This window comes from Phytoamicus setariae (genome assembly GCF_016722925.1).
GTDB classification, from domain to species: domain Bacteria; phylum Pseudomonadota; class Alphaproteobacteria; order Rhizobiales; family Rhizobiaceae; genus Rhizobium_E; species Rhizobium_E setariae.
In genome coordinates this window covers 216,011-230,290 of sequence record NZ_JAEQNC010000010.1, presented here as the reverse complement: position 1 = coordinate 230,290, position 14,280 = coordinate 216,011, and the positions used below count along the sequence as shown (strand labels likewise).

Sequence of the window (14,280 nt, the reverse complement as noted above, 5' to 3'; positions counted from 1 at the left end):
AATGCCGTCGACGGCCAGATGCATTGCCGTCTGGTAGCGTTTGAGCGCGGCGATCGTCTGTCGGCCAAGTATGCCGTCCAAGGATCCCGGATCATAGCCGAGCTCCTTCAGTCGGCGCTGGATGTCCAACGTCGTCTTCATTGCGATTTTCCTTATTGAGAAACCTGCGATATGTGGCGTGCACGCCTACCCGGCGTTAAAGATTTGGAAACCAGCACAACTTTAGACTCGGAAGTCTGTTGAACTCGTTCGGGGATATGAAATCCCCCGGTGTGCGAGCATCAACTTCATGCAAACCCCGGAGACAATGATTGCCTCTGTATTACTTCACGCTGTGCATGCACGATCACAGCGTCAGCGAACCCTTTGCACACGAATTGCCGGATCTTGAGGCCGCCCTGGCGCTGGCCTCTGAAGCTGCGGCCAAGCTGAATACCGGGTTAGAGGACACGACTTCCCCTACGGCCGTTATCGAGGTCCATGATAGCTCGGGGGTGCTGCTGGATAGCGTTTCGCCAAGCGGCACCTCCCGCCGGCCGAACACGGGATTGGATGTCCATAATCGTCCCATACTTTGACCAAATATTATTGTTTCAGGAATGAACCACGAACATCGCGGGCACGAACCCGGGATGAAGCACAAACATGAAACTTCTATTCAACTTTCGGGGATCATCCGTTTGGGTGTTCTGGGAAGGAACGATATGTCCGCTTCGGCGGTTAGAGCTCCAGAAGATAATCGGACGGAGCACATGGTCGAGACTATTGTGGCAGTTGGTGCATTGCTGGTCTTGCTGCTGGTGATCGTGGTTATCTGGGCTGTGTTGGGCTTTGAGCCAAGTGACTACTGGTAGGCCGCCGGCTACCACTGATCGTCGGTAATGTTGGCCGGGATGGGCTCCATTTTCTGCAGTGCCCACTTGGCAACTTGTAGCCAAAGTGACAGCGGTCGCGGCTGGATGTCCGACGTCGTTTTCATAAAATGCTGCTCCATTTGGGGTTTTGACGAGAAGCGCGTCGCCTGCTTTTATGAGAGAGGCAACGACAGAGATGGCCATGCGCAAACCACCGCTGCGATATTCAATTCCGAGGCTATCCGATCACCGGGGCGGCAAGATCGCGGTCGTTTGCGAGAAGTGCGGGATGAAGCGCCGCTATGACGCGAACGCGATGCTGGAGAAGATCGAGGACATGACGATGCCCCTGTTGTTGAAGGAGATCGCCCGGGCGGAGGGCTGCCCGCGCGTTGACAATCGGGGCGATGACCGCTGCATGCTGCACTACGATCTTGGGTTCGTAGCGATGTTCAAGAACCGCTAGTGTGCGATGGCCACCACCGATCGTCAGCAAAATCCGCCGGTATCGGCTCCATGGTCTGCAACGCCCACTTGGCGGTGTACAGCTGGGTCACATAGGCGGTGGAGGCCAACCAGATATTGAAGATCGCCTGCCATGTGATCTCGTGGACAACGTCACTACCGTCCTTGAAGGTGAACGTCGAGGCATCCCCTTGGGCGATCTTGAGCTGGGCGATGCTCGCAAGGCTTTGCAGGTTGCGCACCATCTTGTCTTCGCCGGTGATATGCACGCCGGAGAACAGCTTTCCTGCAAGCTCTCGGCGCTCATGCTCCACCTTGATCGCTCGAAGTATTTGGCCCGCGTCTCGATCCGGCTGGCCGAGGTGCGGCTCCTTAGTGGCAACGTCGACCATGTATTCGTCGTCCGGCCATTCACCTTCGATCCAGTCCTCGTCAGAGGCCAGAACTTCAGTGAGGTAGTCGGACAGCGGAACATCTGTCACGATGTCAGGCAAGGAATTGCCTTCTTCGTCAAAAACCCCTTTCTGGACTAGTTTCGGCGGGGCCGCATCCCAAGTTCTGAGAATGCGACCAGCGTTGTGCGTCGGGCCATCTGGAATGGTCCGATCAGTCTTGAGAAAGATGGAAACCATTACCACAGTGTGAATCCTAACAGTCGCCGGTTGCCGCAATCATTGCCTGCTGTCGTGCTTGTCACGTTCAGGTAGTAGTTTGTGCTCGTCCCTGTTGGGGAACCCTCGATACCAAACAGCGTTATCAGGCCACCATCTGGAACGGTCACGTTACCCGTCTGAGCCATCACCGTACCAGCACCGTTGACGATGGTGACGTTCCAGACCTTTGACGCACCCGAGGTGTTGCGCACTTGCCCGAGGAGGATGACAGAATTGGCCCCAGCGCCATGGGTCACGTTGATGTTCTGCACGGCTGGACCGCCTGTGCCGAAGCTGCCGAAGTTGGCGGCAGCATAAGCATGGCCGCGCTTGAACAGGTCGTTCTGTAGTTCGGAGGCCCCGATGGCGTTGGCTGCTATGTCTCCAGCAACGATGGTGTTGTTGATGATGTTCTCGCTGCCAATCGCATTGAGCGCCATCTTCGCACCGGTCACGGAGGCATCCGCGATCAACCACTTGTCGACAGCCTGCTTGATAATGGGCGACGATACATAGAGGTTCAGAGGAGCGGTATGCGCAGCAATCGCAGTGGCTTCCACGGTGACGCGTATCGCGCATCTGGTGGCATTGGCCGGCGCACCGTTGGTGGCCTTGATGGACATCGTGCTCAGGGAGCCACCAGACGAAACCGACGTGGTGGTCGAGTTGCTGAGATATACGAGATTGCCGGATGCGTCCAACCCGTACCAGAGCACGTAGAGATTGACGGTAAGGATGGCGAATGCGGTGGAAGTGGTGGACTGAGGCCTGACGACGACAGAGAAGTAGTAGTCTCTCCCCGGCTCAACGACATTGTTTGCATCGCTGTCGATACCGAACTCTTCCCACTTTCCAGCGGTCAATATGCCCGTCGTGGTCAGATAGAAGCGGTACTTTGAGTAACCGATGCCATCGGAGGACGGGTTGAGCTGGTGGTTAAGGGTAAGTGTCCCAACATCGATGTAGGCGCCACTTGCCGGCCTCTTGTAGAGAGCCCACATCGACGGGGTTTCCATCTCGCTGTCACGCAAGATGCAGGATGTGTCTCGCGGATTAAAGTTGATTGGGAAAACAGCGTTGCTGGCAAGATTCGAAGTGCCCACAGCTGCCGGGGCGATATCAGCAGTCACAATGCGCTTGTTGGTCTCGTTCTTGGCCGCAGAGCGCGCGCTTTCATTGCCGTAGATGTCGAAGTATGTGGCCCGATACCAATAGTTCGTCTCGTCGGCGAGCGCTTCCTCGTCGCGGTACTTCTGTTCGTAGATCGGCCCGAGAATGGTGAAGTTGGTGTGGTTCGTCGCGTCGGTTGCGGTCGGATAGCGATAGAGCCGGACGAAATCTAGATCGCTGTCGGTGACGACCAGATTGGAGATGACAATTGCCTTGGGACGGGCCGTGGCGACGATGACGGTCGGCCAGGCCTTCTGAACCTTGCTGATAAGCACCATCAGACCACGTCCACCTGACCGGACGCGGTGATCATCAGCAGCAGCGGCATGGTCGGCCACGGCGGCGTGAAACTGTAGACCCACTCGCCATTGATCGCCGTCTTGAAGGTGAAGCTCTCGGAGCCAGCCGCCGTATAGGTGCTGCCATCGTCAAGCGTGATGACGGCTCCGTTCGGCAATGCGAAGGTGATGTTGTCGACGCCATCGGGCGACAGGTCGACCGACGTCACGCCATCGGCAATCAACTGCGGCCGCTGCGTCAGCGTCGTGCCGCCGGCAACATAGTCGGTGTTGATGTTGGCTTGCGGCGCGTCGATCCAGGCGCAGCCCGCAGGCGTTTCGGCATTGATTATGCTGGTCGCGGTTCCATCTTCGAAAGGCAGGATCATGACAATCCGCCCGTCTGACGTCTGGAAATAGGTTGCGGTTATCATCGTCTACCTCCTGTTCCAGTAAACCTGCATTTTCGCGTTGGCGCTGACGCCGCTGGAACCCATCGTGCACTGGCATTTCCATTTGAGCTTCAGAAAGTAGCGCACGGTCGCAACCGAGGCGTCGCCACCGGCAAATGTCTCTTTGATGTGCAATGTATGGTTGGACGAATACGTGTTTTTCTTCTGCTTGCTGACCGCGTCGACCTTCCAGCTGCGTATCGGGGTCTGCTTGGTGCTACCGGCGTCCTGCCGATAGAGCGTCAAAGTCCCCTCTGCATAGCGGCTGATCGGGCCGCTCGCTCCCGGGTAACTGTAAAAGGCAGCCAGGGTGATATCGACATCGACCAGGATCAGCGATCCGTTTTCGTTGTTGATCGACTTGGCACCATTCATCTGGATGACGAAATCATCGCCGGAGTGCTTGGCTGCGTTGGTGAAGCTGCCGCCTGCGGATCCTGTCATCGCCTGCTTTTGCGAGATCTGGTTCTTGCGGATGTTTCCCGTGGTGACCGCATCGGTGTCGATCTCGGCATTGCCGATCGCGCCCTGGGCAATGTCCTGTCTTGCAAACGGGACGTTGGTCAGCGTGACGTTGCCAGCCCCCCAGGCGCTCCAGCCCGTGGCGCGGTCGGAGTAAGGAATAACCTTGTATATGACCTGGTAGTCTTCACCCGGCAGGAAGGCGGCGTGGGCGATGTCGATCGTATTCGCCCCGAATTCGTCGAAGAAATCATCGTCGCGTCCTTTGGCAATGATCGTGCCGGTGTCCTTCAGCCGCACCCGGTATTTGAGCGCCTTGCAGTCGACATCGTCGGCATCGACCGTCGCCGCGATCCGGATACCCGGCCTCCGGGGTGTGCCTGCATTGTTGCGGATGTTGATCGCCGAAACCGTGGCGGCAAATGTCTGGCTGGACGGCACGATGTCGCCATAGACGCCGACCGTGTAAGGGTCTTCATCGCCGACGGTCCAGTCGCTGTCATTTGGGTTCGCTTCTCGAATGGCAAGCCAGACAATGCCGTCATTGCCGAGTGTGACATCACCGGCGATGAACTTCTTGTTGACGTAGCCGAGGCGGGTCGAATTCCAGTTGATGACGTCGCCGGGTTCCAGCTTGCGCGCCCATGCCGGCAGCGGAATCACATGCTTGACCAGCCGCAGATTGTCGTTGACCGCAAACCGCGCCACGCGCTGTGCCTGGGTGTTCGATCGGCAATAGTCGAGGGTCATCTCTATAGCGCGGATCTGGCCATTGTCGGCCGCCAGCTGGTCGGCATTGGTGCGGCGTTTGAATGCCTTCATCTGCCCGCCGTTCTCGGGCTCGCAATAGCTGCCGGTCACGGAATTATAGACGCTCTCACGGCCGGGGAACATGTCGCCGGAAACGCCCTGCGAGATGACGATATCGTCGTCGGTGATCGAGACGACCGCTGCCGGAATAGCACCGGCATAAACCTTGTAGATTCCGCCGCTTTCGACCAGGCGACCGTTGCAGGCCGACAGAATGCGCTCGATGACGGTCAACGGTTCTTCGGAGAGATTGAACTCCATGCCGACCCGGCAACGCTTCTCGGTACTGCCATTGGCGAGCGTTACGTTCTCGTCGCAGACGTTTGCCGCCGCCGTCCAGCTGTCGTTGTCGAAGCGCCGCGCCGGCCAGTTGCGGCCACCATAAAGCCACTCGGAACCGCGATAGATGCCGCGCTTGATGTTGTAAGCGGCAACGAACGGATTGGCCGAATACTCATAGGTACTTTCGTCGCCCCAACGATGCGAACCCGAACCGCCATTGGTCGAATCCTTGCGCCAGTCGTAGAGCGGCATCCCTTGAGGGACAGCAGTGAAATTGTGCGTCGAACTCGGCGCTTTTTTGTTATAGCGCTCGGTGACGATCATCATCGGCCGGCCGCGTCCGATCATGGCGGCTGTCCATGGCCGGCTCGCCAGACCGCCAAACACCTCGACGAGATAATCGTCGGCGACTGTCTGCGTGCCGTCGAGGAACTTGATCCACGCCTGCGGTTCGTCGCCATCCTTCAGGCCGACGACGGGCTTGCCGAAGGTCTTGCCGTTGACGATGCCGGAGGAAGCTGTTTCGTCGAGACTGTCCTTGACGTTGTCGCGCCAGACGGTCGACTTGAAGCCGGTTACCCTGACAGCCGAAAGCACGTAGACGCGGACATAGTAGCCGTTCGGCGTCTTGTTCGGCCGGCCCCAGGAGCCCGCATAGATCCAGTGCCCGGCTGTTTCCTTCTCGCCGATTATGATCGACTGCGCAGTCGCGCCGCCGAAACTCGCCTGCAACTTGGTGCCGCTCTCCGGTTTCGGTGCGGTCGCCTGCTGGACGAAGTAGCTGGCCGCCGTGGTAGCGGCATAGAGGCCGACCGTTGCGACAGTGGTCGAGGCCGCGCCGAAGATCGGCGCGATTGCGGTAGCGACAGCTGCGACCATCGATCAGACCTCGAATGCTTTCTGCGCTTCGCTGCGGGGAAGGATGCCGACACCGTCAGCCGTCTTGACGTAGAGATACGGCCCGACGAACACGCCATAGGTCCAGTCGCCGCCCTCCTTCTTCGCGCCGATATCGCCGCCCATGGCGCGCGTCTGGTGTTCGCGTTCGCGCAGTTGCGATCGAACGAACGAGAGCGTCGATTTGCCGAGCAGCGCCCGAGCCTCCTCGAAGCTCGAATACTTGCCGCGATAAGGTGCCGCGACGTCCTCGCCGGTCATGGCCTCGATCGCTCCGGCCACGAACAGCAGGCAATCGCTCTGCCCCCAATTAAACGGGGTGCGCTCCTGCGCATGCACATAGTCTAGCAGGCGCGGATGCCAGTCATCCCGCCTCGTCAGCTTCAGGTATGCCAATGATTATCCCCTGCCCCAGGTATGCGGTGTTGCCGGTGGTTCCGAGCGGGGGTCTTTGCCGCCTGTGCCGTGATGAGAAACGACATTGCGCTTGTTCTTTCCGCCCTTGCCCCACAGGATGTTCCATGTCGGAGCCTCGTCGACATAGCGGAAAATGTCGTCGCCGCTGCGCTCCTGTCCGACCGAGCGCGAAAGCATGTCGGTGTTGGTCTGCAGCAACGCCGCCTTGTGGCCGTTGATCGAGAGCGGGAAAGTGCTTTCGGCCGTCTCGCTGGTCAGCGGGTTGATCTCGCCGGTCTGGAACGCGCCACTGTCGAGATAACCGACGAACTCGCAAACTGGCGTATCGACCAGCAGCCCCGTTGCTTCGTCGACCTCGCCGATATTGTATTCGACCAGAGCATCGCGCGCGTCGTAACCGCGAACCATGTCAAGCACGGCCGTATGGACCGCCGATAGCGAGACGCTGAAATTGCGGATGCCGGTGCCTTCAGACCTGACGATGGGATCGGCACCGACGATCGCGCCATCGCCCCAATAGTCGCGATATTCGAGCGAGCCGTTAGACTGGTCAACGACCTGGATCATCTCGTTGTAATCGCGGCTGGAGAAGTTGAACCAGACGCGGGTATTGTCGGACCTGTTGCGGACACGGAAGCTGATCAGGTGGACGGCATTGAAGGTCTTCAGGCCGTTTCGATAGCTGTTGATTGCGCTGGAATAGATCTTCATGCCGGCACCGAAAGTGCCTGGAAGGAAAAACCGCCGCCCATGTTGCCAGAGCCGTCATCGCCTGTGAACGTGGCGGGCACGATGCGGAACTTGCCGGGTGGCTTGATCAGCGTCACGGTCTGACCGACAGCGATCCACGTCGCAAGGAAAGGCTGGACCTCGAAAACAGGCGTTTTGCCAAGACCGTTTGCGATAGCGTTTTCGCTGACTTCCAGAAGCTGGAACTTGCCTGCGCCGTCAGTGACAGACAGCATGTCGCCGACTGACAGTTGAAACGATGCGGTGAACCCCTGCAGCCCAATGCTTCGATTGTTTGCTCCCTTGGTCTCGATCGTAATCGTGCGTGCCGCAAGTACCAGCCCCTTCGGATCGTTTTTCGGAAACGGCCGGCGGGTGTCGTAGGCGAAGAACGTGCCACGGCGTGCGACCAGCTGGTTGACCAGTGCGACGGCCGGAATGTCGTGCGAATGCCATTGCGGCACCGTCTTGACCGAAAAAGTCCATTTGGGCTGACCGTACTGGGCGACGAGCACATTGCCGCCGCCGTCCATAGACGATTCCTGATACTGGTTGGTCGTGAACGCCGGGCGGTTGGCGAAGTTGATCGCTTCCCAGAAGGACGCGAGCGAGAGCGGGAATGTAACTGCCATTATCCACGCCCCTTGATCCGTGGCGAGCGCATCATCTTGCCAACGTCGTCGTTTAGCCCTGCTTTGCGCCAAGTGTTGAACTGCTCTGTCGATGCGGCATAGGCCTTGCCGGCCGCGCCATTGGCGACCTTCTCGACAAATGGCTTGAGGTTGCCGTTGTTGTCTGCAGACACGCCGACGGTCACATGCACATTTGAGGACTTCGCCATTGATGCCGCTGCTGGCAGCTTCGGAGCCGATGACATGACCTTTGCCCCAGACGCCGCCCCGGCGCCAAGAAAGCCGCCGAGCGTCGTGTTGGCCTGGAAGCCGCCGCCGAGAATGCCGCCGAACAGACCGCCAAGCCCCGAACTGAACAGCTGATCAACCATCATGCTCTGCAGCTTGTCGGCGATCTTGTTCAGGACGTTCAAAGCCACGTTGCCGAGGTCTTCCCAGGTCAGCTTTCCGTCTTCCAGTGCCGATCGCATATCCGACAGCGCGCCATTCAGAATGTCTTTCTGGAACTGGATCGCCTCGCGTGCTTCCTTGTGGGCTTCCGAAAGCTTTGCCAGTTCGACACTCGTTCGCGCATAGGCCTCGGATACTTTGTCGATTTCCGCAGCGAGCTGCGGCGTGATTTCCTTGCCGGCCTTCTCCGCGGCTGCCAACAGATCCTGTTTGGCCTTCGCCTTCTCCAGCGCATAGCCGTAGTCGTTGACCAGAGGGTTTATCGACGCCTGCGCCGCGCGCTGCGCTTCGAGAGCTTTGGTACGTTCGGCAAGAGAATCCGCCGCTGACCTAAAGGGATCGGCCTTGGAGCCGACAGGACGTTTGTCGGATCCGGGGAGCCCCTCCAGCTCGACTAATGGCCGGTTTTCAGGCGATCCCGGTGTGCTGACCGGCGTAAATTCCGATGTAAGCCGGGTCTTGCCATCCTTGTCTCTGAAGGTCGCACCCTGGATGGTGTTCTGCAGTTGCTCCTGCACCTTGGCGGCACTATTGACCACACTCGCCACCGCTTGCGCTGTCGTCTGCGAGACGGCTGCCAATGTCCCAAGCAGTTCGATCATCGACTGCACGGCAGGGTTCGCCGTGTTCTCGATACCGCCCTTCAGGATGTCCATCGCGGCGTTGAGTTCGCCGGAGGCATCCTTGCCTTCCCTCATTTTCTCTGCTGCGCTGTTGATCGCGTTTTGCAGGTTGATGATCTGCTCGTCCTCTTCACCTGCCAACTGCAGCTGACTGACGAAATCGGCCATCTCAATCGACATCTGCTCAAGCAGTGCCGGCACGTCCTTAAGTTGGTCCTGCTTTACGATATCGATTGCAGCGAGTAGATCCGCCTGTTCCCGAGCCCGCTGGATTTGGTCGTTATAGGCCTTGATAGCGGGGTATGCTTCGCCCCATTTCTCCGAGACGGACTTGATCAAAGCCGCCTGCTTCTCAAGCGTTTCTTCAGATTTCTCGCCCTCGGATATCAGGCTCGAAAAATACTGGATCATCGTGCCACCGAGTGTGATGGCGGCAATCGTCGCCAGCGAAACAGGGTTGAGCATCGACATGAACGCACCACCAAGAGCACTCACAGCGCCGCGCGCACCGGCCTGACCGAGCACCTGCGTGATCTGCGTTCCCTGCTGAAGCGCGATCAGAAAAGGCGACTGGCCACCGGCAAGCTGCACGCCGATGTCGTTGAACTGCGCGGCAAGATTGCCGGTCTGTCCCTGGATGGAGTTCATGGACTTCGACATGTTGTCAAAGCCCTTTTTGCCACTAACTCCGAGGCGGGCAATGGAAGCCTCCATCTTGTCGCCGGCAGTCGTAATCGCCTGGAAGTCACCGACAGCTTGCGCGCGGGACTTCGCAACGCTCTTGTCAAACTGATCCATCCGCGCTTCGAGCACGGCAACCATTCGCTCGACGGTGATAGCCATTACATTCCCCTTGCCGCCATGATCGCAGCCTCGAAATCTGCTTCGGAAGGCGGTTCAATTTCGCTCTTGCCGCCATGCGCCTTATTCCATGCCCTGCAGATGGCAGCCCATTCGCCGAGGCTGTGGCACTGCCAGTTCGGGACGTTCATCAGGACGGCTGATCCTGCGATGGCGGCGAAATCGAGCCGTCCGTCTTCGCCGCCTCCGGCTCCCCCGAGGGCTTTTCCACTTCGCTGGTGTGAACCCTCATCAGACCCGCCAGTGCGATGGCATAGGCAGTGTCGCGGTTCTCATCGATCGGCCGCTCGTCGACGTAGCGGCGCACCAGCACAAGCGCATCGGTCGGGGACTTGCCGCCACCGATGAGGCCGAGGCGGATCACCTCGGAAATGTCGGGAAGACGGCACTGTCGGATCTCGGGAGAAAGTCGCGTGACGATCTGGAAGATCCCCAGATCGCGCTTACGCTCCAATTCCTCGATCTCGGATAGACCGAGGCGGAAAGTATAGGTTCCATCCGCCCAATCCAGTTCGATCGCTGCATGCCGGCTCACGTGGCGTCGACCCACGTCACCGCGCCATCGGATTCCAGCGTCACCGACGATGTCGCCTTCTCGTTGCGTGCGCCGGTTACTTCCCATCCGGTGAGCTTGAATTTTCCGGCCCAATGACCGCCACCGTTTGCGGCCGATACGGCATTGAGCAGAACGCGGACATTCTTGCTCTCGCCGGAATCAAACCATTCATGCCATTCCGGAATGCTGGCCGTGTGGACCATACCCGCACCGGTGATGGTGGCTGATTTCGCGTCCATGGAAAGCGATTGCCAGGCGAGCGCGTCAGGCGTGTCACAATCCGGAATGGTCTGCCGGTTGGTTTCGGACTGAAACTGGATGCCGCGATCAGTATTGATCAGGCAATCGTGGGCGAACAGTTCGGTCGGCGTTGCACCATCACCGATCTGGATCAGCAACGATGTGCCGTTCATAGCCTTGACTGGGGCCATGGTCTTAACTCCTGTTTTGGGAAAATGGCCGTCAGACCGGGGTAATGACGAAACGCACTGTGATGACGCCGTGGTTGGTCAAGCCGTCCGGATCTCGAAAGACGCGGGTAGCTTGGACCTCTGCGGCGATCAGGGTGTGACCGCCGATGCTGGCGATGCTGGCAAGACGCGGCACGGCGGCAGCGATCAGCCCCTTGACCTCAGGAAAGCCGACAGAGCGGGACCAAGCATGGAGATCGTGAAAGACCTCCCACCCGTCATCGCAACTGTTGCCATCGTCGAGGATCTGCTCATCGCCGATCGTGATGTAGGGAAACGTCGGCTTGTCGGGCACGCGGTCGTAGATCCGACCACCGGCCACCGCAGGCGCGGCCATGAGCGCATCGTGGATGGCCTTCTGAACTTCCGTGCCGATCATTCCGCCGCCACTCTCTTTGCCGCCTTGGTGATTGCGCGACTGATACGGGATTTCGCCCGCTTCTTGCCGGTGCGCCAACCGGGATAGAAAAACGGCTGCTTGGGCGAACCGGGATGCTGCGCACCCTCGAATTTACCACCGGCAATGTGCGGAGCTGCACCGAACTCGACGAGGTGCGCGTACCTCACCTTGCTGTCACCGGCAAAGATCCGCGCCGAAAGTTCGTGGCTCCCGCTGATGCTACCGAAGTCCTGCGAATAGGCTTCGCGCTTCTCGTTTCCCCACCGCCATTTGATGCTCATCTGCAAATCGCCGTCATCGACAGGGGCAAGCCGCTTCTGCAGATCGACGATTTCCTCTGCGCTGTCGGCCACCGCCTTGCGCATCTCGTCCTTCGCCACCTTTGGCAGCGCTGCGAGTTTCGCCTTGAAGCGATCCAGATTACTGATTTTCACGGCTCGGCCTCCCGGTCTTTTCTGCTCTGTCCGCAGCTAGTGCGAGGCCGGCACATTCGCGCGTGACGTTGGCGATCGTTCCCGCCTTGTAGGCGATCGTTACCCAGCCATTGCGTGCTGCAGGTGAGAAATCGAAATCGGCCTTGAAAAGCACCCACGCCACTAGGCGACCCCTTTTTCGACCAGAAGCGAAATCCAGGCACGATCGGTTTCATGGGTCACGTCACGGATATTGAACACATCATCTGTCCGCACATCCCGCACTTGCCAATCCGTGGTGATCTGCCGCGTCTGCGAGGAAGAGCGAACGCTGATGATCTGCGTATGCTTGCCCTGAAGTCGGGCAGCCATAACGCTTTCGCCGCCACGAAGGTGATGATAGGCCGCACGACACTGGAACTGTTCATCCCACTCAGATACGGTATTGCCGAGACCGTCGTCGGTAGGCATCCTCGTATAGGCTGCGATCTTATAGTAGAGATTACCTACGGCCATCAGACACCAACTCGACGATATGGTGCAACCAGCGCATTTACCGCAAACGGCAACGCCATCATGGCCGTCGTAGATGTTGCCGATCGGTTTTCGTACCAATTCCCAACGAGAAGCAGGATTGCCACCTTCAGAGCTGCCGGGACATCAGCGACATCAGCTCCGGCAACATAAATGACGCTCACGGAATCAGGTCTCGGGTAGGTCTTCGGCCAGGTTTGATCAGGCTTCAATGCCACAAAGGCGCCAAGAGCATCAGATGACAAGCCGTAAACCGTATCAGCAAGCGTTTGCTGTACGTTCTCGCCATCGAAATAGGATATACCGACAACAGATACCGCTGGTGCGAGCGGGAGAGGCAGATTGCGAAAGCAAAATTGCGGAAAATCCTGTCGCCACGTCTGCGTAACCAAGGCCCGACCGAGAATCCCCGTCCAGCCATCCAGATGATCGACCGCTGATGCAATCAGTCCTGCTATCAAGGTATCGTCGTCGCTATGGTCGACGCGCAAATGCGTTTTCGCTTCAACGAGCGATATGGGCATTTCGGCCGGTGCGATGGTGCGAACGGGTGCGAGCATAATAACCTCGAACAAGTGGAAGGCGCGAGCGGCATGGATGCCGCCCGCTATGTCAGCAAGCCGATTAGCTAGCTTTCATCTTCAGGACCTTGATGGTCTGAGGATCGTTGACGCCGCCGCCAACACGCTTCGTGGTGTAAAACATCACATAAGGCTTGTTGGTGTACGGGTCGCGCAGGACGCGGACGCCAGCACGATCGACGATCAAGTAGCCGCGCGCAAAGTCACCGAAGGCGATAGGCGTGGCGCTTAGCGCGATGTCCGGCATCCCCGACATCTCCGTAACCGGATAGCCAGCGATCTGCGCAGGCTGACCTGCAACATAGGACGGCTGCCACAGATAGTTGCCCTGCCCGTCCTTGAGCTTGCGGATGACGCCCTGGGTTGTTCGGTTCATCACCCAGCCTGCGCCGGCGGTGTAGACAGACGGCAGGAGGTAGACCAGTTCCAGCATTTCATCAGCGGTGATCGCCGTGCCGGAAGCGGTAGTCTTGATCTCAATCGCCCCGAGCGGGTTCTTGGCTGCGTTGGCTGCCCCGGTGATGAAGGTCAGAAATCCGGCCGGCTTGTTCGTGCCGTCGCCACTGATAAACGCCTGCCCCTCTTGATAGGCGAACTCGGTCTGCACCTCGTCTGCCAACCAGCTTTCCAGATTGATCTGCGCGTCATCCAGCATCGCCTGGGTGGCTGCCGGATTGGCATAGATTTCACCGGGCGTGAAGGTCATCGAGCCAAAAGTCGGCGTGTTGGTTTCGGGGCGCGCCGCCTTTTCACCAACCCAACCGGACGTGGTGCCACGAAGATTGTAGAGCTTCGAGTAGCCGGCAGTCGAAATGGTCTGCACCGATGCAATCTGCCGCATGGGTGAAACCAGCTTCAGCTTGTCGGTCACCGTGCGGTCCCATTCGATCGGGGCCAGATAACCGCCCTCCGGATCGGTGCCCTTATTGAGCGATGCCTGGATATCGCCGCGACGAACGTGGGCCATGAACGCATCGGAATACTCCCGGTCCTTCACCGGCTTGTCGCCGCCAGCACCGACCGACATGGCAGCAATCTTGATGTTGGCTGCATCAACCGCCTTCTGGAGATCGCCGACGCTCGAATTGATGCGATCGAGCTTTTCCGTCGTCACCACATCATCGAACTTCTTGGCAAGCTCCTTGTCCTTGTCAGCCATCGTTGCCTTGAACTCGGACCAGTCCTTGTTCAGATCAGCAATGAGGGCCTTTACGTCGCTACCCGCATCCGCGCGCACAGCGACGAGCCCGCGCGCTTTGCGCGAGTTGATCATCTGGGTCATGGGAATCTC

21 protein-coding genes are annotated in these 14,280 nt (G+C 58.7%); 3 read left to right on the top strand and 18 right to left on the bottom strand.

What is annotated here, in order from left to right:
* Positions 1-141 (bottom strand): peptidoglycan-binding domain-containing protein (locus JJB09_RS18670; protein ID WP_201661612.1); only part of this gene is annotated, 141 nt, incomplete at its 3' end.
* Positions 142-311: 170 nt separating this feature from the next.
* On the opposite strand from JJB09_RS18670, the gene JJB09_RS18665 reads away from it, so the two are divergent.
* The 3 genes from JJB09_RS18665 to JJB09_RS18655 all read left to right on the top strand — a co-directional run bounded on the left by JJB09_RS18665 (position 312) and on the right by JJB09_RS18655 (position 1,320).
* Positions 312-578 carry a DUF6894 family protein gene (locus JJB09_RS18665; protein WP_201661609.1) on the top strand — a complete coding sequence of 89 codons (267 nt, stop codon included), beginning with the start codon at positions 312-314 and terminating at the stop codon, positions 576-578.
* 54 nt (positions 579-632) lie between these two features.
* A complete protein-coding gene (locus tag JJB09_RS18660) occupies positions 633-854 on the top strand; it encodes a hypothetical protein (RefSeq protein WP_201661606.1) in 222 nt (73 codons plus the stop codon).
* Positions 855-1,143: 289 nt separating this feature from the next.
* Positions 1,144-1,320 (top strand): hypothetical protein, encoded by a 177-nt coding sequence (locus tag JJB09_RS18655; RefSeq protein ID WP_201661603.1) that lies wholly within the window; start codon positions 1,144-1,146, stop codon positions 1,318-1,320.
* Here JJB09_RS18655 and JJB09_RS18650 read toward each other — a convergent pair.
* The 17 genes from JJB09_RS18650 to JJB09_RS18570 form a co-directional block, all read right to left on the bottom strand.
* Complete coding sequence (locus tag JJB09_RS18650; protein WP_201661601.1) at positions 1,307-1,951, bottom strand: DUF4376 domain-containing protein; 645 nt, start codon at positions 1,949-1,951, stop codon at positions 1,307-1,309. The two genes, JJB09_RS18655 and JJB09_RS18650, sit on opposite strands and share 14 nt — an antisense overlap.
* On the bottom strand, positions 1,951-3,420 hold the full coding sequence (locus JJB09_RS18645; protein WP_201661597.1) for a hypothetical protein: 1,470 nt from the start codon (positions 3,418-3,420) through the stop codon (positions 1,951-1,953). Before JJB09_RS18645 ends, JJB09_RS18650 begins: the two co-directional genes overlap by 1 nt.
* Positions 3,420-3,854 (bottom strand): hypothetical protein, encoded by a 435-nt coding sequence (locus tag JJB09_RS18640; protein WP_201661595.1) that lies wholly within the window; start codon positions 3,852-3,854, stop codon positions 3,420-3,422. The genes JJB09_RS18645 and JJB09_RS18640 overlap by 1 nt, the downstream gene beginning before the upstream one ends.
* A gap of 3 nt (positions 3,855-3,857) precedes the next feature.
* A complete protein-coding gene (locus tag JJB09_RS18635; RefSeq protein WP_201661592.1) occupies positions 3,858-6,305 on the bottom strand; it encodes a phage tail protein in 2,448 nt (815 codons plus the stop codon).
* A 3-nt stretch (positions 6,306-6,308) separates the two neighbouring features.
* Entirely contained in the window at positions 6,309-6,719 is a 411-nt protein-coding gene (locus JJB09_RS18630; protein WP_201661590.1) for a DUF6950 family protein, read from the bottom strand.
* 3 nt (positions 6,720-6,722) lie between these two features.
* A complete protein-coding gene (locus JJB09_RS18625) occupies positions 6,723-7,451 on the bottom strand; it encodes a hypothetical protein (RefSeq protein WP_201661587.1) in 729 nt (242 codons plus the stop codon).
* The gene (locus JJB09_RS18620; RefSeq protein ID WP_201661584.1) at positions 7,448-8,101 is read right to left on the bottom strand and encodes a hypothetical protein; all 654 of its coding nucleotides are present in this window, start codon (positions 8,099-8,101) and stop codon (positions 7,448-7,450) included. The genes JJB09_RS18625 and JJB09_RS18620 overlap by 4 nt, the downstream gene beginning before the upstream one ends.
* Positions 8,101-10,017, bottom strand: a complete 1,917-nt coding sequence (locus JJB09_RS18615) for a phage tail length tape measure family protein (RefSeq protein ID WP_201661581.1) — start codon at positions 10,015-10,017, stop codon at positions 8,101-8,103. The genes JJB09_RS18620 and JJB09_RS18615 overlap by 1 nt, the downstream gene beginning before the upstream one ends.
* Positions 10,017-10,166 (bottom strand): hypothetical protein, encoded by a 150-nt coding sequence (locus JJB09_RS18610; protein ID WP_201661580.1) that lies wholly within the window; start codon positions 10,164-10,166, stop codon positions 10,017-10,019. Before JJB09_RS18610 ends, JJB09_RS18615 begins: the two co-directional genes overlap by 1 nt.
* Positions 10,166-10,570, bottom strand: a complete 405-nt coding sequence (locus JJB09_RS18605; RefSeq protein ID WP_343229054.1) for a gene transfer agent family protein — start codon at positions 10,568-10,570, stop codon at positions 10,166-10,168. The genes JJB09_RS18610 and JJB09_RS18605 overlap by 1 nt, the downstream gene beginning before the upstream one ends.
* Positions 10,567-11,022, bottom strand: coding sequence for a phage tail tube protein (locus JJB09_RS18600; protein WP_201661576.1), 456 nt, complete (start codon positions 11,020-11,022; stop codon positions 10,567-10,569). The genes JJB09_RS18605 and JJB09_RS18600 overlap by 4 nt, the downstream gene beginning before the upstream one ends.
* Before the next feature lie 31 nt (positions 11,023-11,053).
* The gene (locus JJB09_RS18595; RefSeq protein WP_201661574.1) at positions 11,054-11,440 is read right to left on the bottom strand and encodes a DUF3168 domain-containing protein; all 387 of its coding nucleotides are present in this window, start codon (positions 11,438-11,440) and stop codon (positions 11,054-11,056) included.
* Positions 11,437-11,895: an HK97-gp10 family putative phage morphogenesis protein gene (locus JJB09_RS18590; protein ID WP_343229053.1), complete on the bottom strand. Its 459-nt coding sequence runs from the start codon at positions 11,893-11,895 to the stop codon at positions 11,437-11,439. The genes JJB09_RS18595 and JJB09_RS18590 overlap by 4 nt, the downstream gene beginning before the upstream one ends.
* Positions 11,882-12,058, bottom strand: coding sequence for a hypothetical protein (locus tag JJB09_RS18585; RefSeq protein WP_201661572.1), 177 nt, complete (start codon positions 12,056-12,058; stop codon positions 11,882-11,884). Before JJB09_RS18585 ends, JJB09_RS18590 begins: the two co-directional genes overlap by 14 nt.
* Entirely contained in the window at positions 12,058-12,390 is a 333-nt protein-coding gene (locus tag JJB09_RS18580; protein WP_201661570.1) for a phage head closure protein, read from the bottom strand. The genes JJB09_RS18585 and JJB09_RS18580 overlap by 1 nt, the downstream gene beginning before the upstream one ends.
* Positions 12,390-12,968: a head-tail connector protein gene (locus tag JJB09_RS18575; RefSeq protein WP_201661568.1), complete on the bottom strand. Its 579-nt coding sequence runs from the start codon at positions 12,966-12,968 to the stop codon at positions 12,390-12,392. Before JJB09_RS18575 ends, JJB09_RS18580 begins: the two co-directional genes overlap by 1 nt.
* A 64-nt stretch (positions 12,969-13,032) precedes the next feature.
* Entirely contained in the window at positions 13,033-14,271 is a 1,239-nt protein-coding gene (locus tag JJB09_RS18570; RefSeq protein ID WP_201661565.1) for a phage major capsid protein, read from the bottom strand.
* Positions 14,272-14,280 lie beyond the last annotated feature (9 nt).